At 55.1% G+C, this 21,560-nt stretch carries 22 protein-coding genes and 1 riboswitch; of the genes, 12 read left to right on the forward strand and 10 right to left on the reverse strand.

Going from position 1 to position 21,560, the window contains the following annotated elements:
* Positions 1–29 precede the first annotated feature (29 nt).
* From FJ695_RS26760 to groL, 4 genes are all read left to right on the forward strand, one after another.
* Positions 30–1,520, forward strand: a complete 1,491-nt coding sequence (locus FJ695_RS26760) for a sigma-54 dependent transcriptional regulator (protein WP_141188293.1) — start codon at positions 30–32, stop codon at positions 1,518–1,520.
* A gap of 146 nt (positions 1,521–1,666) precedes the next feature.
* On the forward strand, positions 1,667–2,242 hold the full coding sequence (locus tag FJ695_RS26765; RefSeq protein ID WP_141188294.1) for a hypothetical protein: 576 nt from the start codon (positions 1,667–1,669) through the stop codon (positions 2,240–2,242).
* A gap of 302 nt (positions 2,243–2,544) precedes the next feature.
* Positions 2,545–2,832, forward strand: a complete 288-nt coding sequence (gene groES, locus FJ695_RS26770; protein WP_141188295.1) for a co-chaperone GroES — start codon at positions 2,545–2,547, stop codon at positions 2,830–2,832.
* A 53-nt stretch (positions 2,833–2,885) separates the two neighbouring features.
* Entirely contained in the window at positions 2,886–4,532 is a 1,647-nt protein-coding gene (gene groL, locus FJ695_RS26775; RefSeq protein ID WP_141188296.1) for a chaperonin GroEL, read from the forward strand.
* Between the two features lie 206 nt (positions 4,533–4,738).
* Here groL and FJ695_RS26780 read toward each other — a convergent pair whose 3' ends face one another.
* The 3 genes from FJ695_RS26780 to FJ695_RS26790 all read right to left on the reverse strand — a co-directional run bounded on the left by FJ695_RS26780 (position 4,739) and on the right by FJ695_RS26790 (position 7,860).
* The gene (locus FJ695_RS26780; RefSeq protein WP_141188297.1) at positions 4,739–5,440 is read right to left on the reverse strand and encodes a glutathione S-transferase N-terminal domain-containing protein; all 702 of its coding nucleotides are present in this window, start codon (positions 5,438–5,440) and stop codon (positions 4,739–4,741) included.
* 173 nt (positions 5,441–5,613) lie between these two features.
* Positions 5,614–7,314, reverse strand: coding sequence for a methyl-accepting chemotaxis protein (locus FJ695_RS26785; protein ID WP_141188298.1), 1,701 nt, complete (start codon positions 7,312–7,314; stop codon positions 5,614–5,616).
* 87 nt (positions 7,315–7,401) lie between these two features.
* Positions 7,402–7,860: a cache domain-containing protein gene (locus FJ695_RS26790; protein WP_141188299.1), complete on the reverse strand. Its 459-nt coding sequence runs from the start codon at positions 7,858–7,860 to the stop codon at positions 7,402–7,404.
* A gap of 663 nt (positions 7,861–8,523) precedes the next feature.
* Between FJ695_RS26790 and FJ695_RS26795 the strand changes: the two genes are divergently transcribed.
* From FJ695_RS26795 to FJ695_RS26825, 7 genes are all read left to right on the forward strand, one after another.
* Entirely contained in the window at positions 8,524–8,736 is a 213-nt protein-coding gene (locus tag FJ695_RS26795; protein ID WP_141188300.1) for a SlyX family protein, read from the forward strand.
* Positions 8,737–8,888: 152 nt separating this feature from the next.
* Positions 8,889–9,893, forward strand: coding sequence for an NADP-dependent oxidoreductase (locus FJ695_RS26800; RefSeq protein WP_209010831.1), 1,005 nt, complete (start codon positions 8,889–8,891; stop codon positions 9,891–9,893).
* A 159-nt stretch (positions 9,894–10,052) separates the two neighbouring features.
* On the forward strand, positions 10,053–11,387 hold the full coding sequence (locus FJ695_RS26805; RefSeq protein ID WP_168206501.1) for an FAD-binding oxidoreductase: 1,335 nt from the start codon (positions 10,053–10,055) through the stop codon (positions 11,385–11,387).
* 170 nt (positions 11,388–11,557) lie between these two features.
* The gene (locus tag FJ695_RS26810; protein WP_141188302.1) at positions 11,558–12,571 is read left to right on the forward strand and encodes an efflux RND transporter periplasmic adaptor subunit; all 1,014 of its coding nucleotides are present in this window, start codon (positions 11,558–11,560) and stop codon (positions 12,569–12,571) included.
* On the forward strand, positions 12,568–13,806 hold the full coding sequence (locus FJ695_RS26815; protein WP_141188303.1) for an ABC transporter permease: 1,239 nt from the start codon (positions 12,568–12,570) through the stop codon (positions 13,804–13,806). Before FJ695_RS26810 ends, FJ695_RS26815 begins: the two co-directional genes overlap by 4 nt.
* 1 nt (position 13,807) lies before the next feature.
* On the forward strand, positions 13,808–14,524 hold the full coding sequence (locus tag FJ695_RS26820; RefSeq protein WP_141188304.1) for an ABC transporter ATP-binding protein: 717 nt from the start codon (positions 13,808–13,810) through the stop codon (positions 14,522–14,524).
* Between the two features lie 85 nt (positions 14,525–14,609).
* Positions 14,610–14,735, forward strand: a riboswitch (SAM-I-IV-variant riboswitch).
* A gap of 40 nt (positions 14,736–14,775) precedes the next feature.
* Positions 14,776–15,075, forward strand: a complete 300-nt coding sequence (locus FJ695_RS26825; protein WP_141188305.1) for a hypothetical protein — start codon at positions 14,776–14,778, stop codon at positions 15,073–15,075.
* Here the strand turns inward: FJ695_RS26825 and FJ695_RS26830 are convergent, their stop codons facing one another.
* The 3 genes from FJ695_RS26830 to FJ695_RS26840 form a co-directional block, all read right to left on the reverse strand.
* The gene (locus FJ695_RS26830) at positions 15,076–15,420 is read right to left on the reverse strand and encodes an acyl-CoA thioesterase (protein WP_141188950.1); all 345 of its coding nucleotides are present in this window, start codon (positions 15,418–15,420) and stop codon (positions 15,076–15,078) included. It lies immediately after the preceding gene.
* A gap of 231 nt (positions 15,421–15,651) precedes the next feature.
* Positions 15,652–15,870, reverse strand: a complete 219-nt coding sequence (locus FJ695_RS26835) for a hypothetical protein (RefSeq protein WP_141188306.1) — start codon at positions 15,868–15,870, stop codon at positions 15,652–15,654.
* Positions 15,871–15,882: 12 nt separating this feature from the next.
* Positions 15,883–16,350: a group III truncated hemoglobin gene (locus FJ695_RS26840; protein ID WP_141188307.1), complete on the reverse strand. Its 468-nt coding sequence runs from the start codon at positions 16,348–16,350 to the stop codon at positions 15,883–15,885.
* 101 nt (positions 16,351–16,451) lie between these two features.
* Between FJ695_RS26840 and FJ695_RS26845 the strand changes: the two genes are divergently transcribed.
* Positions 16,452–16,862 carry an Rrf2 family transcriptional regulator gene (locus FJ695_RS26845; protein WP_141188308.1) on the forward strand — a complete coding sequence of 137 codons (411 nt, stop codon included), beginning with the start codon at positions 16,452–16,454 and terminating at the stop codon, positions 16,860–16,862.
* Here the strand turns inward: FJ695_RS26845 and FJ695_RS26850 are convergent.
* The 4 genes from FJ695_RS26850 to FJ695_RS26865 all read right to left on the reverse strand — a co-directional run bounded on the left by FJ695_RS26850 (position 16,859) and on the right by FJ695_RS26865 (position 21,288).
* Positions 16,859–17,548, reverse strand: coding sequence for a Crp/Fnr family transcriptional regulator (locus FJ695_RS26850; RefSeq protein ID WP_141188309.1), 690 nt, complete (start codon positions 17,546–17,548; stop codon positions 16,859–16,861). The two genes, FJ695_RS26845 and FJ695_RS26850, sit on opposite strands and share 4 nt — an antisense overlap.
* A gap of 200 nt (positions 17,549–17,748) precedes the next feature.
* On the reverse strand, positions 17,749–18,546 hold the full coding sequence (locus FJ695_RS26855) for a ChbG/HpnK family deacetylase (protein WP_141188310.1): 798 nt from the start codon (positions 18,544–18,546) through the stop codon (positions 17,749–17,751).
* Positions 18,547–18,649: 103 nt separating this feature from the next.
* Positions 18,650–20,149, reverse strand: coding sequence for a glycosyltransferase family 39 protein (locus FJ695_RS26860; protein ID WP_209010832.1), 1,500 nt, complete (start codon positions 20,147–20,149; stop codon positions 18,650–18,652).
* Between the two features lie 8 nt (positions 20,150–20,157).
* Positions 20,158–21,288 (reverse strand): glycosyltransferase family 2 protein, encoded by a 1,131-nt coding sequence (locus tag FJ695_RS26865; protein ID WP_168206563.1) that lies wholly within the window; start codon positions 21,286–21,288, stop codon positions 20,158–20,160.
* Between the last annotated feature and the right edge of the window lie 272 nt (positions 21,289–21,560).

Genomic DNA, 21,560 nt, shown 5'->3' on the forward strand with positions numbered 1-21,560 from the left:
CCAGATCGAGCGATGGGAGTTGCCCTGCGATGGGGAGTAATGAGGGCAAAGTTTTGCCTGTGATTGTACGAGTTTTGGATGCCTCTGCATCTGAAGCAGCCCGCACATCGGCTGTCTGCGCGAAACTGCCCGCCGCCTGTTCAGAGCCGATCCTCTACACAGAGTCCGCGGCTTGCCTCCAAGACCTGGCAGACAAAACAACCGACATTCTCATTGTTGACCTGGAAACGATAGGGGGCGACGAAGCACTGGAAGCTTACGCTGTTCGCTGTCCAAAGGCCGTCATCCTCGCCGTATCCGCAAAAGGCTCCGTATCGCGGGCGGTCAGCGCCATGCGCGCCGGTGCTCATGACTTCCTGACAAAACCATTTTCTCTGGACGCCCTGGCTTCAAAAATCAGCTTTCAGCTTCAGCAGCGCCGGCCGTCAGTGAAACAGGCTGCGGCTCCCACTGCAGAGATGCCGCTTGCCGATAATCTGCATGCAGCGGCTCCTTTCACGCCACGTGTTGCGCCAGAGCCTGAACAGCCGGCCGGTCTCGGCCGCCTCATCGGAATGTCTGCATCCATGCGCGACATCCATGACCAAATCCGCCGTATGGCGCCATCACAAGCGCCGGTATTCATCACCGGTGAATCTGGCACAGGCAAGGAATTGTGCGCAGCTGCAGTCCACGATTTGTCCCACCGCCGGTCCGCCCGTTTTGTAACCTTGAACTGCGCAGCAATCCCGCGGGATCTCATCGAAAGCGAGATTTTTGGTTATGTACGTGGAGCCTTTACGGGCGCCACCGACAACCGCATTGGCGCTGCGGAGCAGGCAGATGGCGGCACATTGTTTCTCGACGAAATTGGGGAAATGGACCTGCTGCTGCAAAGCAAACTGCTGAGGTTCTTACAAACAGGTATGTTCCAGCGGCTTGGCGACACCGAAACACGCAAAGTCGATGCTCGGATCATCTGTGCCACAAACCGGGATCCGCTTGCAGAAATTACCGCGGGCCGCTTCCGAGAGGATCTTTATTACCGTTTGCATGTGCTGCCAGTCCATTTGCCACCGCTACGCGACCGCCGGGACGACATTCTGCCGCTCGCAGAAGCCTTCCTGACCCGGTATTCGGCCGAAGAACGGCGGAAGTTCCGGGGCTTTGATGCCGATGCGGAAACGCGCATCCTATCTTATTCTTGGCCAGGCAATGTTCGGCAGCTCGAAAACACCATCCGCCAAATTGTTGTGATGAACGATGGTGCTGCTGTTACACACGATATGCTGCCGATGATAATCCGAGACGCCTCGGCACGGCCGAATGGTGTGATCGATTTGTCGCGCGAGCGCTCCCGAGCTCAGCCGGAAAACCGCCCGTTTGGTGCGATAGAGCCGCTATGGGCTCAAGAACGGCGGATTATTGAAGACGCACTTGATGCCTTTAACGGCAATATTGCGATGGCAGCAGCTGCATTGGAAATCAGTCCCTCGACCATCTATCGGAAAAAGCAGTCCTGGGAAGCCCGTTGCGTTTAGCCGGGTCACTTATCGCGCCTCTCCTATCCGACAAAAGTTCAAGCGTTTACCGCATCGCACACATTTCCTTGTCTCAAAGGGAAAGTCGGTCTATATCGGCCAAATCGCTAAGAAAAGACAAGATGTAAGGGCGGGCGGGGATTTATATGACGAAGCAAGTTGGCCGAATTAAACTTGGGTGGATAGCACCTTCTCTTGCTTTGGCGCTTGGGACCTTTGCAATCCCCGGCACCGCAGCGGCACAATCGCCCGAAATCCAGACGCCAGCTGCAGCCTTTATAGACGCCTTGAACGGTTATGACGCGGCCTGGTCTGCCAATGGCCTTGCCTTTTCTACGGTCACCTTTACCAATGGCACCAGCACCGGCTATGGCCAATACACTGCCAAAAGCGAAGCTTCGTTTGCCGCAGGCGAACCAATCGCGCTCTATGCTGAACCGGTTGGCTATGCCTTTGACCAATCAAGTGAAGGCTACAGCTACAAGCTTAGTGCCAGTTACAAGCTTCTGAACCAATCTGGTCAGGTTTTGAGCGAGCAAGACGATTTTGCGGCTTTTACCGGCACCGGCCGCTCCAAACAAAGGCAATTGTCCGCCGCCCTTACCTTCCAGTTCGACGGATTGCCCGCCGGGGACTATCAGCTTCTGGCAACTTTCTCGGATGCAATTGGTGGAAAATCCGCCAGTTTCACACTGCCTTTTGCTGTTATCGGTACAAATTGAGTTTAGATATTATCTAGATGAAGTATGCCGCCTACCGTCTCGGCTAACGGCATAAAGGTTTTCCTTGCTGCAAGGCTGGTTAACCTCAATCAAAACCGACGCTTGGTGGTTGCAGAAAATCTGCAGCCCGGCATTGACAACAGCCCCCCCGATACATAAATCCTGTTGCGCTGTTAGCACTCGCCTTGAGGGAGTGCTAGTGGCGGGCGGGAGGCAGATGTTCTTCCGTTTCATGTAACCCAATAATCATGTCTCGCGCGCTGCCTATTGCGTGGGGCGCGCTCATGAGAGGAAACAGTTTTATGGCATTTCGTCCACTGCACGACCGTGTCGTAGTTCGCCGCGTCGACTCCGAAGAGAAGACCGCTGGTGGCATCATCATCCCAGATACCGCTAAGGAAAAGCCGCAAGAAGGCGAAATCGTTGCTGTTGGCAACGGCGCCCGTGACGACTCCGGCAACATTGTTGCCCTGGACGTCAAAGCTGGCGACCGCGTTCTGTTCGGCAAGTGGTCCGGCACCGAAGTCAAGATCGACGGTGAAGACCTCCTGATCATGAAGGAATCCGACATCATGGGCGTGATCGCTTAATCAGCGAACCGCTTTTGTCCGACTTCAATTCCAATTTTAGGTGAGACGACCCTATGTCTGCTAAAGAAGTAAAGTTCTCCTCCGACGCACGTGAGCGCATGCTCAAAGGCGTTGACACCCTCGCAAACGCTGTGAAGGTGACCCTTGGCCCGAAAGGCCGTAACGTTGTTCTCGACAAGGCTTTTGGTGCTCCGCGCATCACCAAGGACGGCGTTTCCGTTGCCAAGGAAATCGAACTGGAAGACAAGTTCGAAAACATGGGCGCACAGATGGTGCGTGAAGTTGCTTCCAAAACCAACGACATCGCTGGTGACGGCACAACAACTGCAACCGTTCTGGCTCAGGCTATCGTCAAAGAAGGCGCTAAGGCTGTTGCTGCCGGCATGAACCCGATGGACCTGAAGCGCGGCGTAGACCTTGCTGCTGCTGAAGCTGTGAAGTCCCTGGAAGCTGCTTCCAAGACCATCACCACTTCTGAAGAAGTTGCTCAGGTTGGCACCATCTCTGCAAACGGCGACGAGCAGGTCGGCACCGACATTGCTGAAGCTATGCAGAAAGTTGGCAACGAAGGTGTGATCACCGTCGAAGAAGCCAAGTCTCTGGAAACCGAGCTGGAAGTCGTTGAAGGCATGCAGTTCGACCGTGGCTACCTGTCTCCTTACTTCGTCACCAATGCTGACAAGATGCTGGCTGACCTTGAGAAGCCGTACATCCTGCTGCACGAGAAAAAGCTCTCCAACCTGCAGGCGATGCTGCCGATCCTGGAAAGCGTTGTTCAGTCTTCCCGTCCGCTGCTCATCATTGCAGAAGACGTTGAAGGTGAAGCTCTGGCAACTCTCGTTGTCAACAAGCTCCGCGGCGGCCTGAAAATTGCTGCTGTTAAGGCACCTGGCTTCGGCGACCGCCGTAAGGCCATGCTGGAAGACATCGCTATCCTGACTGGTGGTACCGTGATCTCCGAAGATCTGGGCATCAAGCTGGAAAACGTCACTCTCGACATGCTCGGCACTGCTGAGAAAGTTGCGATCACCAAAGAAACCACCACCATCGTTGACGGTGCTGGTTCCAAGGACGACATCAACGGCCGCGTTGGTCAGATCAAAGCTCAGATCGAAGAAACCACTTCCGATTACGACCGTGAGAAGCTCCAGGAGCGCCTGGCTAAACTCGCTGGCGGTGTTGCAGTTATCCGCGTTGGCGGTGCAACTGAAATCGAAGTGAAAGAGAAAAAAGACCGCGTTGACGATGCACTGAACGCAACCCGCGCTGCCGTTGAAGAAGGCATCGTACCGGGTGGCGGTACCGCTCTTCTGCGTGCCAAGAAAGCTGTAGAAGCTCTGTCTTCCGACAACGCTGACATTGCTGCTGGCATCAAGATCGTTCTGCGCTCTTTGGAAGCTCCGATCCGTCAGATCGCTGAAAACGCTGGTGTTGAAGGTTCCATCGTTGTTGGCAAGATCCAGGAAAACGGCGACGACACCTTCGGTTTCAACGCTCAGACCGAAGAATTCGTCAACATGATCGACGCTGGTATCATCGACCCGACCAAAGTTGTCCGTACTGCTCTGCAGGACGCAGCTTCTGTTGCTGGTCTTTTGATCACCACCGAAGCCATGGTTGCTGAGCTGCCGAAGAAAGACGCTGGCGCACCGGCAATGCCGGGCGGCGACATGGGCGGCATGGGCGGCATGGGCTTCTAAGAAGCCTCAGCTCACGAAGCTTTACGGAAAGGGCGGCTCTCAGGCCGCCCTTTTTGTTTCTAAAGCCGCCCATCATTTTTGTATGTGCCGCTATGCGGCACGGGAGGCGGTATGGGCTTCTAAGAAGTCTGAAGCTCAAAAAGCTTTGCGGAAAGGGCGGCTCTCGGGCCGCCCTTTTTGCATCTAATGTATCTCTTTTGGAGCCATCACCCGCTTGGCGGGATGTTGATCGCCGCTTGGCTTGCCGGCCGGGCCATGCAGGTTTCAGCCCAGCGCATAACATTCTTGCGGCTTTCCAGCTCGACGTGCTCTCCAGCTTCATAGAAGCCGTTCAGGTTCCGGATCCACGGCCAAGAGGTGATGTCGGCAATGGTGTACTCGCCCATGATAAAGTCCCGCCCCTCAAGGCGCTGATCCAGAACTCCCAAAAGCCGTTTGACCTCATCGCGGTAGCGCTCAAATGGGCGGCGGTCTTCATAGTCTTTGCCGGCAAATTTGTTGAAGAATCCAACTTGGCCGGACATCGGACCAAGGCCACCCATCTGCCACATCACCCACTGGATTGTTTCGAATTTTCTTGCTGCATCTGCTGGAATGAGCTTTCCAGTCTTCTCCGCCAGATAAATTAGGATTGCTCCCGATTCCCACAATGGAAGTGGCTGCCCGTCTGGTCCATCCGGGTCGATGATTGCCGGGATCTTGTTGTTCGGATTGAGAGACAAAAACTCAGGTGTCAGCTGATCACTGGCGCCAAAATCAACCTTATGGGCCTCATAAGAGAGGCCCGTTTCTTCGAGCATTGCAGAGACTTTGATCCCATTCGGTGTCGGCAGGGAATAAAGCTGAATGCGGTCAGGAAACTGAGCTGGCCACTTTTTCGTGATCGGAAAATCTGTAAGGCTGGTCATGAAATGCCATAGCTTATGAGGACGGAAGAACTACAGCACACCAGAGTTCCGGCAGCTGAGCACCCCACTATAAAGCGCTAATCCCCAGCTCCAACACGTCAGAGATAACAATTGCTTCATAACAAAACAGGCGCCGAATGCGCCTGTTCGTTATGATCATTGAAGCCTCGGGGTTATGCAGCCCGCACTTCTCCAAGGAAGGTTTCAACCTGTGTCCGCAAGGTCTTGGCATGTTCGGACAGATCAACAGCAACCTCCAGCACCTCCTTGGCGGCATTGCCGGTATCGGAGGCGGCGGTTGCCACATCGTTGATGGTATGGCCGACTTCCGCCGTCCCGGAAGCAGCCTGTTGGGTGCTGTCCGCGATTTCTCGGGTGGCAATGCCCTGTTCGCTCATCGCACCGGAAATTGTGTCGGAAATATCCTTGATCTGACCAATGGTCTGACTGATGGACTGGATCGCCTCCACGGCTTCCCCAGTGGCCGACTGCATTCCGGAGATCTGTGAGCCAATTTCCTCGGTTGCCCGGGCGGTCTGGGTCGCCAGATTTTTCACTTCCGATGCCACGACGGCAAAGCCTTTGCCGGCTTCACCAGCACGGGCTGCTTCAATGGTCGCGTTCAGCGCCAACAGGTTTGTTTGCTCGGCAATACCGCTGATCAATTCAATCACTTCACCGATCTTGCTGGCCGCATCCGCCAGTCCACGGACGGAGTCATTGGAGCGTTCCGCTTCTGCATTGGCCTGGTTGGAGATTTCGGCCGACTCGCTGACCTGACGGTTGATCTCGCTGATGGATGCCGACATTTCCTCTGCAGCGGACGCAGCTGTCTGAACGTTTTGAGATGCACTTTCTGCTGACGTTGCCACAGTCGAGGCTTGCTGCTGGGTTTGTTCCGCAACCGACGACATGGACTGAGCAGTCGACTGCATCCGGTTTGAAGAGTCCGTGACCGTGTCAACGATACCCATGAGCGCTGTTTCGAACTGATCGGCGAGCGCATTCATGCTGGCCCGCTTTTCTTCCGCGGCCAGGCGCTCACGCTCGTGTTTTTCCTGCTCCATGCGCTCAACTTCCAGCGCGTTCTCTTTGAACACCTCAAGCGCTTTTTCCATCTGGCCGATTTCATCGCGGCGTCCGGACACCTGCAGCTCCACTTCCGAATTACCGTCTGCGAGCGCGGTCATCGACCCGATGATTTTGGTAATCGGCCGCGAAATCATCCGGGAGATAAACCAGTTCAGCACCAATCCAACAAACGCAACTGCGGCAACAGTAAACAGGAACAGTTGCAGTGCTTCCCGCGCGCCGCTCAGTGTCGCTTCGGTTGCACGCATACGTAAGCTATCAACGACCTCATTCAGCTTATTTACATCCGACACTAACGTGGCATGCAGCGAGGTCGCTTCGTTCATGAAAATGCTGGCTGTTGCGACATCAAGGGTCGCCATATCTGCCGTTCCAAGCGCTGCTTCCTGATACTCGCGGGCATGTTTGACCGCAACTTCCTGAAGTGGCGCCAAATCAGCGTTGTTCAGCTTGGAAAGGTCGAGCGTTTCAAAGTCAGTGACAATAGCATTCAGCTTTGCGGTCGATTCCTCAAGCTTCGCATTGACCTTGTCCATGTCCGATTCATTTTGTGCCGTGGTCATCAGGTCATAGAGTGACAGCTGAGCTCCTGAGAGAGCTTCTTTTACCTGGCTCATGTCGGCAAATGCCTTGATCTGGACATGGCTCAGGTTTTCGATCGCAGAGCGCTGCTGGTCGATCGCAAAAAACGAGATGATAGAAACAATCCCCAGCCCGACCAATAGAATAACCGGGGTCACGAACATCTTCGTGGCGAGGGCAAGATTGGCAAACCAGTTCATTTTTCCATCCAGTGTATGTTGTCTAGGCCGGTGGCCAGAACGGCCACCGGGGTATCTTGGAAGGGTCCCACAGAGGGAAGCTGCGTCTTATTTGTAGATACCGACGCCGCAGATATGGTCACCAGCAGGTTTCACCACCGAAGACTTTTGCTCGATCTTTTTGGAAACCGGGTTCGGCCAGCGGTAGTCGACCCAACCGCCACCACTCTTGCCGGCTGACACAAGGTCCATAACAAACGCTTTGCCGTCAGCGTCTTTCAGCTTGGACAGGTTTTTGCCAATCAGCTTTCCGTTTGCACCATGGGCAACCGTTGTACCTGCTTCATCAAAACAGAAGACATAAAGGTCCCGGTCTTGCCAGCCTTTGTCTGAGGCGGTGAAATCTTTAAGTGCCTGGTCAGCACCAGCCGATGCATAATGGGCGACAGCCTTATCGAGCATAGCGGTCGCTTCATCGGCAGTTCCGCGATCGCTGGCGAATGCAACACTTCCACCGACCACGGACATTCCAGCCACCAAAACCGCTGCGACAGTTGACTTGATCATTCCCTATTCTCCTTTCGAGAATTTGTTCAATGATCTAAAGCTCGGTCGGAATTGCTAATATTCAGATAATGGAACATTCAGTAAGAAATTAAGAAAAATAACGACTTACATCTTATCGGTTTAACAACTCGGTCACACAATCAATCGCATCACGTGCATCGTGACGCCCAAGTTACACAACTGTTTTGCAGTGATTTTTTACGCCCTCCAAGTGAAACAATTCTGGCGTGCATTTTTTGTATCGATACAAAAATAAGAAATTTGGCAGATGTTCAGTGCATCAGTCTAAGAACGGTCCTGAAACAAAATGACAAATCTCCGCCCCTGCCTTTTTAGATGTTTCCAAAACGCTGATTTGTTTTTTCAACTCAAACTTCGAATGGCACCTGGCCAATTTTGGCACACAACCAGAACGTCACCGGGTAGCTCTCCCTAAGCCCCCCTCATCAACTTAGAATGCAGCCCCCCAGTTCAACAGTTTGTTTTTCGGAATCCTAGCTAGCCAGCTCCCTTTTCACGACGAAGGTATGAGAAAAAACGCAAAAATATTTCTATAGACGTCCGAATCGAGACAACGAACTGGGCACCGATTCTGTTTTCCGGCATAAGACGAGGTAACGGCGAAGCTGTATCCCAACCACCAAACGAAGATTGCGGCCCACAATGAGCAAAGAGCTTGAGAGCAGGATCGAGCAACTTGAGATCGACCTGGCTCACGCAAATCATACGATCGACGAGATGAACACAGTTGTTGTCGAGCAAGGCAAGCAGATCGACCGGTTGACGCGAAAACTCATTAACATGACGGATCAGGTGGAAGAGTTGATCGACAATGTTCTTCCAGGCCACCATGTCGAGAAGCCGCCGCATTATTGAATGGCACAGGCAATCGCGCCTAGGCAGGGCTTTCTGGCCCCTAAAAAGATTTGAGAAAATTCTCCCAGAACCTTGAACCGCGGCTTCAATCGCATTAGTTCGCATACGTATAATGATGTGCATATACACAATGCGTTTCTGCCAGAGGACATATGATGCAAAACCTGCGCTTAACATTGAAATCCCGTCCTGTTGGTCGCCTTGGCCCGGAACATTTCGACCGGGTTGAAGAAGACTTAGGACCTTTGGAAGATGGCAAAGCCCGGGTGCGGGTTGTCTATGTTTCTCTTGACCCGGCCATGCGCGGCTGGGTGTCGGATGACACCAAAAGCTACATCCCGCCGGTGCAGATTGGCGATACCATGCGGTCTCTTGGTGTGGGCATCGTGGAAGAAAGCAAGACAGACGCCTATAAGGTTGGCGATTGGGTGTCCGGCACACCTGGCTGGACCAAATACATCGATGTCGCCCCTGGCGATATCAGCGTCGTGCCGCAACTTGACCGGATAGAACATTATATGGGTGTTCTCGGGTTGCCGGGTGTTACCGCCTATCACGGCCTCGTCACCGAAGGTCAGCCGAAGGACGGTGAAACGCTGTGCGTCACTGGCGCTGCAGGCTCCGTTGGCTCGCTGGTCGGACAGATCGGCAAGGCTCATGGGATGCGGGTCATTGGCATCGCCGGAACCCAGGAGAAATGCGATTGGCTGGTCAATGAGCTCGGTTTTGATGCCGCACTCAATTACAAGACCGACGACCTCAGCAAGGGACTTGCTGAGTTTGCCCCTGATGGCATTGATGTTCATTTCGAAAATGTCGGCGGCGCGCCCTTCAAAGCGGCCTTCCGCAACATGGCAGCGCATGGACGGATGATCTTTTGCGGTTTCATATCTGCGTACAACGGCGAAAAGGATCCTGATCCTGTTGATATGACCACCATTATTCGGCGCCGCCTGAGCCTAAAGGGCTTCACGATGCCCGATCACTATGCAGCCTATCCCATGATGTTTCAGGAACTTGGCAAGCTGTTGATGACAGGCAAACTGAAGTACCGCCTAGATATAGAAGAGGGTCTTGAAAACGCGCCGGTTGTCTTCAACAAGCTCTTTGACGGCAGCAACACTGGCAAACTTGTGATCAAGGTTTCTGAGCTTTAAAAGCACGCCCTTTGCATGATTTTCGTCCAGAAGACGCAAAATTCTGTGTCTTTTGGACGCAACCTGAACTCTGTCTTGGAGTGTTTCAGGCAACACAGTTAAGTTCCCGGTTTCAAACGTCTGGCGAGCCAGACACAGAGATCCATGGAACATAATTGGATGAACATGATATCCGCCCATACGCCAGCGACATATGAGGGTGCCCTTCCCGCAGCGGTCGATTTTGCAATCATTGGCGGTGGCATTATCGGTCTGTCCGCCGCGCTCTCACTCAAGGAGTGCGGCTTCAGTGTGGCCGTCCTTGAAAAAGGCCGGGTTGGCGGAGAACAATCCAGCCGCAATTGGGGTTGGATCAGAAAACTCGGCCGTGACGCGGCTGAGATTCCACTCATGATCCGGGCCGGTCAGCTCTGGCAGGATATGGAAACACGTGTCGGCGCCTCGATTGGTTACCGGGAAGAAGGCATTATCTACCTGAGCCGTAACGACAAAGAACAAGCTGCGCGCTACCGGCATTTCGAAACGGCACAGCAGTTTGAGATTCCGGTTGAACGCCTGTCCGCTGCGCATGTAGAGCAACAGATCCAAGGACTACCTGGCTACTGGAGAGAAGGCATCAAGAGCCCAACGGACGCGCGCGTCGAACCGCTCTTGGCGATGCCGGCCATAGCGCGGCATGCCAAATCCGCCGGCATCATTATTCGGGAAAACTGCGCGGTCCGGGGTCTGGAAAAATCGGCCGGCAAAATTAGCGGTGTCATTTGCGAAGCCGGAACGGTGCGCGCGGGCGCAGTCTTGCTCGCTGGCGGATCTTGGACGGGATTATTCCTGGAGCGCTATGGGATCCGGTTTCCGCAGCTGAGTGTGCGGGCAAGCGTGGCAAGAACACGTCCGTTGCCCAGTGTCTATGCTGGCTGTGCAAGCGATCCAGCCCTTGCCTTCCGCCGCGAGGAAAACGGCGGTTATGTGGTTGCCCTAACCGATCACTCAGATTTCTTTTTGGGTCCAAGCGCTTTCAAAAATACACGTCTTTTTGCCAAATCCGCCTGGGGCTCGCGCGGCAGTCTATATCTCAAACCAGCGGCGCCCTCCGGATTTCCCGACGCGTGGACGACACGCAGAACCTGGCGGGACGATCAGACTTCACCGTTTGAAAAAAACCGTGTTCTATCGCCCGCCCCCTGGTCAGGGCTCGTGCCCCAACTTCAGAAAAGGATCGCTGAACGGTTTCCGGCTTTGAAGGATGTTGAAATCGCTGAAGCTTGGGCCGGGATGATCGACACAATGCCTGACACTGTGCCAACGATTGATAGTGTCCCCGGCATGGAGGGTCTTTGGGTGGCCTCGGGGTTCAGCGGTCATGGATTTGGAATTGGCCCGGCAGTCGGCGAAGTCCTGGCAAATCTCATGCAGAACCGGGAGACTGGCTATGATTTGACCAGGTTCCGGTTTAACCGTTTTACCGATGGATCGGTCATTGAGCCGGGACCTTAATCAGGCGCTTGCAGAACAGGCTTCCTGTTTGATGACAAGCGCGTCTTCGATCGGAATACCCGGCTCCGCTAGCCTTCCCTTCCGATAAATGACAATGTTTCACTTGATCCAAAGCATGGCGTTGGCAAAATCACGACGTAGGTTAGATCGGACACAAGATAAGGTCCGCCATGAGATATTTCCGCTATCTGTTTTTCATCGCATTGCTTGCAGCCCTTTTCGTCGGGTGGAGCTGGTGGTCCGCACGTCCTCCGAAGATCACAGTCACGGAAGCATATCTGGGATCCGCGGCTGACGTTGTATACGCAACAGCCGTGGTTGAACCAGTTAACTGGGCGAAGGTAACCAGCATCCTGCGCGAACGGATCGTCTCTCTGTGCGGCTGTGAAGGCATGGTCGTCAAGAAGGGCGATGAGCTCGCCAAACTTGACAGCGGCGATGCCCGGGCAACCCTTGCCGAACTGGAAGCCCGCCAGTCCCTGGCGCAATCGGAAAGCGAACGGGCTCTGCAGCTCTTGGAGCGCCGGGTGATCAGCCAGCACCTTTATGACCGCGCCCAAAGCGAACTCATTCGGGTCAATGCCATGATGGCCGCGCAGACGGAACGGCTGCGCGATTACACAATCATTGCGCCCATGGACGGCGTTGTTCTGCGGCAGGACGGCGCTGTGGGGGAAGTGGCCCAGCCGGGGGAAATCCTGTTTTGGATCGGGCAGCCGGAACCCTTGCAGCTGGTGGCGGAAGTCAATGAAGAAGACATTCCGAAAGTGCAAGTCGGTCAGACGGCTCTGGTGCGGGCTGACGCTTTTCCGAAGAAAGATCTCTCCGCCACGGTTGCCAGAATAACGCCCAAAGGCGATCCGGTCCTGAAAAACTATCGTGTCTACCTCGCCCTTCCCGCCGACACACCGCTGCACATTGGCATGACGGCGGAGATCAACATTGTAACGCGGGAAAAACAGGAAACACTGCTGGTGCCGGTTGCCACTCTTGATGATCGCACGGTTCAAATACTTTCTGAAGACAACACTGTTGAAACGACGGAAGTTGAGACCGGGATTACCGGGACGCGCACAGTCGAAATCCTGAGTGGACTGTCTCATGGCGACAAAGTCATCCTGCCCTACCGGGATGACCTCACAGTCGGCCAGAAAATCACCCCGGTCCCTGAGGCTGGACAATGATCCTCCAGCTCCGCATCGCAGCCACACATGTGCGCAACCGGTTGCGGCAGACAGTTGTCTCCACGCTCGGCGTTGCGCTTGGCGTCGGCTTTTCCATTGCCATGGCATCCTTGATGCAGGGATCCCAGCGCGATTTCATGGAAACCTTGATCAACGCGATTCCGCATGTGGAGATCAAAGACGAAAAGCGGACGCCAACAAAACAGCCGGCCAGCAAAGTCTATGACGCTGTTGCATTTCACGGATTGCGGCCGTTGGAAGATTTACGCGGCATACGCAATCCAACGGAAGCGCTCGCCTCCTTACGCGATTGGGTCGATGGTAATATCGCACAGCGGCTCACAGGTCAGGCAGTCCTGCGCTACAGCGGCCAGGACATTGGCTTGTCACTGATTGGTGTCCGTCCGGAAAAGGAACTGATGGTTTCCAATATCGGTGAAGATATCCGGCAAGGCTCCTTTCAGGATCTCGGCACAACGTCCAATGGCCTAGTTCTTGGCGATAAGGCCGCAAACCGTCTGGGCGCAGATCTCGGGGACACGGTTACACTGACCTCGGCAAATGGGGTCGCGAAACGTTTCAAGATCGTCGGCCTGTTTCACACGGGCATCACGACCAGCGATGAAGGGCTCGCCTATGCCCCACTGAAAGCGGTTCAGATCCTTTTGGAAAAACCCGACATCATCAACAGCATCACCATCCGGTTGGACAACATCAAACAATCTGTCGATGTCGCGGCCCGGGCGGAACGCCAGCTCGGCTTCAAGGCAATCTCTTGGGAGGAAGCCAATGAGGGCCTGATGGAGGCGTTCTTCATCCGCAACATCATCATGTACACCGCGGTCGGCGGCATTCTGCTGGTAGCCGGATTCGGGATTTACAACATCATCTCCACCATCGTTCATGAGAAGGCCAAAGACATTGCCATCTTGAAATCCCTCGGATTTCCGGAAACTGACATTCAGCAGATTTTCGTGCTTGAAGGGCTGGTGATCGGCATACTTGGCGCGCTTGCAGGTTCGGCGCTCGGCTTTGGTCTGTCGAGTTACCTGGCAACGGTGAAATTCGAAGTCACCACCGACATTGAGATGACCCGTCTGCCGATCCATTTTTCTTATCTGCATTATCTGATCGCCAGCGCCTTGGCGCTGGTGTCTGCCGGGGTAGCTGGATTTGTGCCTGCGCGGAAAGCAGCGGCGCTCAATCCGGTCGACATCATCAGGGGTGCGACCTGAGATGAGCGGCGGCAAGATACTGGAAACTGCGCCTCCCCCGCTTCTGGAAACGAGGAACCTGACGCGCATCCTGCCGGCAGTTGTTCCCGTGACGCTGGTCGAAGATATTTCGATGTCTGTTGGCGCTGCCGAGTTTGTCGCGATCACCGGGCCGTCGGGTTCCGGAAAATCGTCGCTGCTCTATCTGCTTGGCCTTCTGGACCGGCCGACATCCGGCGAAGTGCTGATTGGCGGCCGCAAAACTCACGATCTTTCAAAATCCGACCACGCCCAATTGCGGCTGGAGAAGATCGGTTTTGTCTTCCAGTTTCATTTTCTCCTGCCGGAATTCACGGCCCTGGAAAATGTCCTGATCCCGATGCAGAAGCTTGGCGCCCTCTCCGCATCCAACCAGAAGGATCGGGCTGCTGGACTTTTGGAAGCGCTGGGACTGGCGGATTTCCTGCACAGGCGGCCCGCGCAGTTATCGGGCGGGCAGCGCCAGAGGGTGGCTGTTGCCAGGGCGCTCGCCAATGCTCCGGATCTGATCCTTGCGGATGAGCCAACTGGCAGTCTGGATTCCGCTGCCACCGAACAGGTGTTTGCCTCTCTGCAATCAATTGTCGAAGAACAGCAAACCACCGTCGTTGCCGTCACCCACGACATGGATATCGCAGGACGGATGCAACGCCGGATCCATCTCGTCGACGGCAAGATCGATTATGACCGCGACCAATAGACCCGCTCGCATAGGATTACATGCCTAAAGGGAAGGCGGACGTCTCCCGCCCGGTTGCCAAAGGACAAAACTCATGGCATAAGCGCGCCATCATCAAGAGAAGGGCTGGCGCCCTCGCCAACCTGCCAGACCGGGCAAGGTGGTTTCCGCAACAGGGATGCGGCTGGAGAGACACTCAAAAAGGGGCTCCTCAGCAACGAAGCGGTTGTTTTCTTGCGCCAGTCCTCCTCGGGCAACCGATGGAGGATTAATTGTTTCAAGATGCTTTGGCCGGACAAGTGGCTGAATTGATCGAATCTGACACTGTTGGCGACGCCGAATGTTCAGCGTCGCGTATCTGGCAACAAACGGCAGAAGACTGTGTTCTAGCACGCTTAAAAACCATTCGGATTTATGGCGGCCTGCCGTGTCACAAACAACCGCTCTCCCAGCCCGAACGCGTCAACCGCTTGCAAGCGCTGCTGCGGCTCTGGGCGAACGGCTGCATATGTGCGGTTGACGAGGAGCTGTTTGCGGACCTCTTATACCGCCGGGATGATCAAGCGGTCTAATCAACCCTCTTTGGGAACGGGACGTGGTTTGCCGTTTTCGTCGACGGCAACCATGGTGAAGATGGCTTCCGTTACCTTCTCGCGTCCGCCGAAGCGATGCCGGAGCGCCCAAGCCTCCAGCTTGATTTCCATGGAGCTGGTGCCGACCCGGCCAACGCTGGTGTAGATGCACAAGACATCTCCGACATGCACGGGCCGGATGAATTTCATCTTATCGACCGCGATGGTCACCACACGACTTGACGCCCGTTGTCCGGCCGCAATCCCGCCCGCCAAGTCCATTTGCGACAGAACCCAGCCGCCAAAAATATCGCCATTGGCGTTGGTATCTGCTGGCATAGCCATGGTGCGCAGGGTTAGTTCGCCGTACGGCTGTTCTTCACTCAATGCGGTCACTCCTCGTCATTTCCGTCCGAAAGACTAGACCAACCACTTCGAAAGACAATGTTTCCGTTTAGATAATCAGCATCAGGATCGCCATAATCCAGAGCGGCATAGGCGCGGCAACCCAGATCAGCAACACTGGCAGTCCCCGATGGATCCAATTCGAACGGTTCATCGTTTTACTCCTTTCGCTCAGGAAACCGGCAATTCGAAAATCGTAAGACCGGCAAGTGCGAGCATACCCACCGCAAACGCCAGTTTGGCGCTGCCCAGTAGCGTGCGCCCGGCAATGTCCAGTCTCGGCAAGGGCAAAGATCTGGAATCGAGATACATGGACACCATCATCGTGATGAAGACAGTGAACCAGACAACAACCATGGCTTCAGCAGCCAAAACGATTGCCGGTAACATGAGCCCCTCCTATCAGGCTTTGTTGGAAAAAAGGTCCGCAGGCGGTTCGCTGCCGGCCATGCCGAAAGTGGCAAGCCAAAGGCTCTGCGCGATCCGCTCCGCGATGATGATGATCTCGTCTGCAAGCTCCGGAATGAAGACTGACCGGGTCACCGGCCTGAAAACACTCAACCATTGCGCATAGTCTGAGCTAACAACTTCTTTCAGCTTCAAATGCGCCGGTACCGGTTTGCCCTTGTAAGTCCCGTTCTTCAAAAGCACCGACTGCCAAAAGGTCTCCATCTTGGCCAGATGTTCCGGCCAACGTCCGTCGAGCCGAGTTTCGAAAATCTTGCCGAGCCGGGCGTGAGACCGGATTGTTCCATAAAATGAATGCACGAGGATGTGGATCGTCTCGGGATCCACTTCAGTGTATTGACGGCTTGGCGCATCGTCTGCGCGAAAGACATCGCCATCCCAATCACCGCTCATATTGTCCATCTGCATCGCGCCCTAATAACATTCATTTCAAATGCATCTTTTAAATGACAGATCTTCACGCTAAAATCAACATCTAAAATGAATGTTTTAAAGAGACCCATATGCGCTTGAGCCAAGCCAGCGATTTTGCCTTGAGAATTCTGATGGCAATCTGCCAATCCGACGCCCCGCAAACCGTCGATAAATTGACCCTTCAACTCGGCCTGGCCAAATCACATGTCATGAAGATCGTCGCCCAGCTCGCGAAAGCCGGTTACCTGGAAACGACTCGCGGCCGTGGCGGCGGGATCCGAATTGCCAAAAGCCCCGAAGAAATCCGGATCGGAGAGGTCGTCCGGTTGATCGAACCAGATTTGGGGGTGGTCGCCTGTTTGAAAGACGAGCCAACCTCTTGCCCGTTTTTACCGCGCTGCGCCCTCAAAGGCGCTATGGCGAACGCTGCCGAAGCTTTTCTCGACAGCTTGAACGCACAGACCCTTGATACAATTCTGGCCGGAACCAAAAGAATTTAGAGCGTGGATGCCTGTTCCAGGAATTCGACCTGTTCCAGACAGTAGTAGCCGGAAATCCGGCTGATCGTGCCCGCTCTTTTCCAGTCGTTCAACACACGGCTGACATTCTCCCGCGCGGCACCCGCCATATTGGCAATGTCGGCCTGGCTGAGTTTGTAGTGAATCAGAACGCGGCCATTGTCGAGCGGTTTGCCAAAGGTTTCAGATAGCTGCAGCAGGGTCTGCGCCACCCGGCCCGGCAAAGGAAGGAACGACCTTGCCGCAAGTACATCATTAGCCTGGCGGAGCCGCTTGCCGACGATGGACAGCATGTGGCGGTAAACAGCGGGATTTTCGTCGGCGAACCGCTCAAACCCAGCCTTTTCGATAAACGCCAGCTGCGCGTCTTTCAGTGCACTGACCGTTGCGGACCGTGGCCGGCCATCGAGAAGCGCCAGTTCACCTACAAGATCACCCGGTCCCAGAACGGCCAGCAATTGTTCATCGCCGTCAATGGACAGAATTGAAACCTTGAGAGAGCCCTCCAGAACAGCGTAACAGCCGTTTCCTGGCGCGCCATTTTCAAACAATATCGCACCGGCTGCCAATTTCATCGGCCGGGCAAGGCGCGATAGATCACGCGCAAGATCAGGAGCAAGCCCTTGAAGGGAAAAGCTATTTTTAAGAAAATCCTTGATTTCCGCCACATTTACCCCCTGCCAGTCCCACTGGCGACACAATCTTCGCCGCGCATTTACGCATTCCTGTGATCTTCATCACGTGCCCAAACGCAAACTACCCCTATATTCATAAACATGGAAGCGGGGCCGCCCCTCCCCCCTTTCAGACCTCCACGAAAAACGGCTCTGTCCCCCCCAGAGCCGTTTTTTCGTTTCTAAAGCCAAAGTCAGTTCAAAAAGACATCTTTCTTTTCAAGCGTATGGAAGAACCGGTCGCTGGCCAGAACATCATATTGGCACTCGCGGACAGCAATCTTTGCCTTTGGTTCATCACGCCGCAGGCGGTCATCGGCACGTCCCGGAATGGCGGCGACAAAACTCATATCGGTCATGCCGTCGAAATGATTGTGCAGCAAAGTCTGCAATTCCTCCCGGTCGCTCACAGGAGGCAGCGGGGCCGCTTTGGGCAAGAGCTTCAGGTTATACCGCTTTGCCATACGTTGCAGGCGCAAGGTTTTCAGCCCCGAGCCGACCGGTGAGATGATATAGGGCGGCCGGTCGAACCCGGCTTGACTGATCGCCTTGAAAACAAGGCGCGCGATTGCGCTGCGTTCCAGCATGCCTTCTCTGACGGCCACAAAATCCGGCTGGCGCTTCATTAGAACCGAATATCGGGCCAATTGCGCTTGTGCTTCTTCCAGAAGCAGCTCATCCGGCAGCATCCGCAGCAACGCCCGCCGGTTCAACTTTGAACGGGAGAACATCCGGTCGCCATAGGTCTGATGCATGCGGCTGCTTACCGGTGCGACCCGGTCACCGGAAAAGGCAAGCGTGATCCCGAACAGCGTGCGAGCACTGGAGTTTTGGACCGTATCCATGAGTGGCCGGAACTCGCGCGGCCAAAGGTCGGTCGCCACCATCGCGCCAAGCGCACTGATCCGTCCTTGCTCGGCAAGATCCCGCAGGGCGCGGTCGACCCCGAAAGCCAGGCCGTAATCAAGTGCTCCAAGTGTAATTCTTTTCATGCAACGATGCGAAATGCGCGGGAAAAACAATTCGTTCTTCCCTGCGGGATTTCGTAGGGTTTTGCAAGCCTATTTAGAGATTACACCCGAAAGCCGGGCGATATTATTTTGTTGCAACCAGCTCCAGAACTGCGCCCTGGCGGCCTGAAAGCTCATAAACCAGCAACTCTTCAAGCAAGACGCCTTTGACCAGACGCCGGAGAACAGCCACTTTTTGAACAGAGGAAAAAGCGGCGTTTAACTTGTCCGACTGGTCCCGGCGCGCTTCTGTGATGTAGAGGCCCGTGCCATTGAATACCGCGTCTTGTGGCGATGGTGCCATAATGTAACGGATCCGTTGGGTGAACTGATGCACCGGAAGATCCTCTTTTAAAAGAAAATCGATCTGACCATTGAGGCCATAGCCGGAGGTCAAAACGAAGTCTGCATTTGTCTCCGCCGCGATCTTGCGCAAGTCCGAACCGATTGCGGGCCACCCACGCAATTGGAAAGTCGGGTCTTTGCGGGCCAGCTGCCCGGTAACCGGTGCGACGGCGTGCACCTGGACAACAAGGGCGACCACCGCGCCTAGCACCGCGCCTACCTTGGCTATTTTGATCCAGTTCTTTGAACGCCCTTGCAGATCAGCCACAAACACGGCCGCCATAAGCGCAAAGACTGGGAAGAGGGGGGCTGGCCAATTGGCCTGAACCCGGGAATGCAGCGAGTGATAAATCAGATAAATCAGGAACGGCAGCACGGTCAGAATGATCAGCGAACCAACGGCATCTTTGGCCAGGAACCGCTTGAACAGATCTGCCGCTCCCATAGCAGCCAACACCGCTATCAGCGGATTGAGCAGGCCGACAAGAGCGCCGAGAAATTCAAAGATGTATTTGGCGGTAAAGTCCTTACTGCCCGCCCGGCCGAATTGCTTGTAGAAGCTGACCCAGTCGTGCAGATGGTTCCAGTAAAGCACCGGCGCAAACAGCAGCACCGCAATCAGGCCACCAGCCCACAATTGCCAGGACAAAAGCCAACGGCGCGCCTCCGGCACCCAGAGCAGCCACAAGACAATACCGGCCCCGAGAAACAGAACCGAGTATTTGGACAACAGGCCACAGCCGGCCATCAAACCGATCACCAGCCACCAGTTGGCGTTTTTGGACGTCACCAATTCCGCAAGCGCCCAGAAACTCAAACCCCAAAAGAGGACCGATGGTGCATCCGGTGTCGCCAGAATGCCGCCGATCCCAACCAAAAGACTGGTGTTTAGAAACAGAACAGCCCATCCAGCCGTGCGGGCATCGAACAGGATGAAGGCCGTCCGCCAAAGCGCCAACGATCCAATCAGTCCTGAAAAAATCACCACCGCACGAACGGCAAAAACCGTATCGCCAAAGAGGGCCTGCCCTGCGGCAATCCACCAGCCGATCATCGGGGGATGATCGTAATAGCTCATCGCAGGGAAAAGACCCCAGATCCGGTAATAGGCCTCGTCCTCGACGAAATGCGCATTGCTGGCGGCAAAGATTTTCAGAGCCGTGAACGCAGCAACGATCAGGACCAAGCCTGTTGGTCGTAGGTAAAACGGCAAATCGTCCGTCTGAGGATCCGTGGTCACAAAGGGCCTCAGTTCTTCCGCCAAGTGAGCGCAGAGCTGGCTGCATAGTTCCAGACCGCACCCATGACCGCGCCTGCAGCACCGGCAAACAGCCAGAAGGAAGGATCCGCATAGATCAGGTTGGCCACACCGACATTCGCCAGAACGCCAACGGAACAGACCGCATAGAAGGTCAGAAGGCCGATCAGGGCTCCAAAGCCGCGCAAGCGCCGGTCGCGGTAAGTCAGCTGGTTGTTGAGGAAGAAGTTCGACGTCATCGCCACAAAAGAGGCAGCCGTCTGCGACAGGTTAAAACTCATGTCGCTGAGCAGGAACACACGCAGTGCCACCAGATGCACCAAAAGGCCGCTGGCGCCAACCAAGCCGAACATCAGGAAGCGGACAGAGACGATGTCGCCGAAATACTTCGCCAGCAGCAGGCCGAAATAATCCAGGGTCACCAGCGTATCGAGTTTGCTTTCGCCGTGCTGGCGCTCGCGGAAGGTGAACGGCAGTTCTTTGATCTTCAGCGTGCCATTGGCAGAAGACACCAGATCCAGCAGAATCTTGAAACCCTGCGGCGACAGCCTTGGCGCCAGTTCTTCGGCCTTTTCACGCCGGACCATGAAAAAGCCGCTCATCGGATCTGTCAGCGTGACGTTCAAAAGTTTCTGCGCCAGGCCATTGGCAATGTTTGACCCCCAGGCGCGGATTTTCGATAGTCCCTCGCCCACGGTGCCGCCTTCAACCTTCCGGCTGGCGACGACCAGGTCTGTGTCATCCGCCTTGATGGCGGCGAGCATTTTTGGAAGCAGCGTTTCGTCGTGCTGCAAATCGGCATCCATCACGGCAACAAAGGGTGCAGAAGAGGCCAGCATGCCTTCAATACAGGCCCCGGACAGACCGCGGCGTCCAATCCGCCGGATCACCCGGACGCGCGGATCGCCGTGTGCGATTTTGCGGGCGACTTCCGTGGTGCCGTCCGGGGAATTGTCGTCGACAACGATGGCTTCCCAGGCGATCCCGGCCAGCGCCTTATCAAGAAGCCCGACCAGGATCGGAATGTTATCCGCTTCGTTAAAACTGGGCAGGATGACGCTCAACTCGGCAGGCAGCAGACTGCTTTCCAGCGGCTGTACTGCGGCCGCTGCTCCGGCCATGTCCCCACCCAAATCCACGACACCATCCATGGTTCTTCACTTCTCTGCCCGGCCGCCCAATTCAAAGCCGGGTTTGCCGCTTGCCAATTCGCCCGGACCATAGCCCGGCGAAGATAATTTACAAGAAAAGACGTCTGCCGGTTCTGCCAAAGCTGAAGCACTGGCCCGGTACGTCTGTAGTTGCTGTCCTTTTAGCTGGGACTGCGCCCTAAACAAGGCATCAGCCGAGCTTTTTTCATCACAGTTAAAACGAATGTGTTTCATGAGACACA

This window comes from Labrenzia sp. PHM005, assembly GCF_006517275.1.
Lineage (GTDB): Bacteria > Pseudomonadota > Alphaproteobacteria > Rhizobiales > Stappiaceae > Roseibium.

Excerpts from the sequence above, each read along its gene's own strand:
- FJ695_RS26760 (WP_141188293.1), top strand. The coding sequence starts at position 30 with ATGGGGAGTAATGAGGGCAAAGTTTTGCCTGTGATTGTACGAGTTTTG.
- FJ695_RS26765 (WP_141188294.1), top strand. The coding sequence starts at position 1,667 with ATGACGAAGCAAGTTGGCCGAATTAAACTTGGGTGGATAGCACCTTCT.
- groES (WP_141188295.1), top strand. The coding sequence starts at position 2,545 with ATGGCATTTCGTCCACTGCACGACCGTGTCGTAGTTCGCCGCGTCGAC.
- groL (WP_141188296.1), top strand. The coding sequence starts at position 2,886 with ATGTCTGCTAAAGAAGTAAAGTTCTCCTCCGACGCACGTGAGCGCATG.
- FJ695_RS26780 (WP_141188297.1), bottom strand. The coding sequence starts at position 5,440 with ATGACCAGCCTTACAGATTTTCCGATCACGAAAAAGTGGCCAGCTCAG.
- FJ695_RS26785 (WP_141188298.1), bottom strand. The coding sequence starts at position 7,314 with ATGAACTGGTTTGCCAATCTTGCCCTCGCCACGAAGATGTTCGTGACC.
- FJ695_RS26790 (WP_141188299.1), bottom strand. The coding sequence starts at position 7,860 with ATGATCAAGTCAACTGTCGCAGCGGTTTTGGTGGCTGGAATGTCCGTG.
- FJ695_RS26795 (WP_141188300.1), top strand. The coding sequence starts at position 8,524 with ATGAGCAAAGAGCTTGAGAGCAGGATCGAGCAACTTGAGATCGACCTG.
- FJ695_RS26800 (WP_209010831.1), top strand. The coding sequence starts at position 8,889 with ATGATGCAAAACCTGCGCTTAACATTGAAATCCCGTCCTGTTGGTCGC.
- FJ695_RS26805 (WP_168206501.1), top strand. The coding sequence starts at position 10,053 with ATGAACATGATATCCGCCCATACGCCAGCGACATATGAGGGTGCCCTT.
- FJ695_RS26810 (WP_141188302.1), top strand. The coding sequence starts at position 11,558 with ATGAGATATTTCCGCTATCTGTTTTTCATCGCATTGCTTGCAGCCCTT.
- FJ695_RS26815 (WP_141188303.1), top strand. The coding sequence starts at position 12,568 with ATGATCCTCCAGCTCCGCATCGCAGCCACACATGTGCGCAACCGGTTG.
- FJ695_RS26820 (WP_141188304.1), top strand. The coding sequence starts at position 13,808 with ATGAGCGGCGGCAAGATACTGGAAACTGCGCCTCCCCCGCTTCTGGAA.
- FJ695_RS26830 (WP_141188950.1), bottom strand. The coding sequence starts at position 15,420 with ATGGCTATGCCAGCAGATACCAACGCCAATGGCGATATTTTTGGCGGC.
- FJ695_RS26835 (WP_141188306.1), bottom strand. The coding sequence starts at position 15,870 with ATGTTACCGGCAATCGTTTTGGCTGCTGAAGCCATGGTTGTTGTCTGG.
- FJ695_RS26840 (WP_141188307.1), bottom strand. The coding sequence starts at position 16,350 with ATGGACAATATGAGCGGTGATTGGGATGGCGATGTCTTTCGCGCAGAC.
- FJ695_RS26845 (WP_141188308.1), top strand. The coding sequence starts at position 16,452 with ATGCGCTTGAGCCAAGCCAGCGATTTTGCCTTGAGAATTCTGATGGCA.
- FJ695_RS26855 (WP_141188310.1), bottom strand. The coding sequence starts at position 18,546 with ATGAAAAGAATTACACTTGGAGCACTTGATTACGGCCTGGCTTTCGGG.
- FJ695_RS26865 (WP_168206563.1), bottom strand. The coding sequence starts at position 21,288 with ATGGCCGGAGCAGCGGCCGCAGTACAGCCGCTGGAAAGCAGTCTGCTG.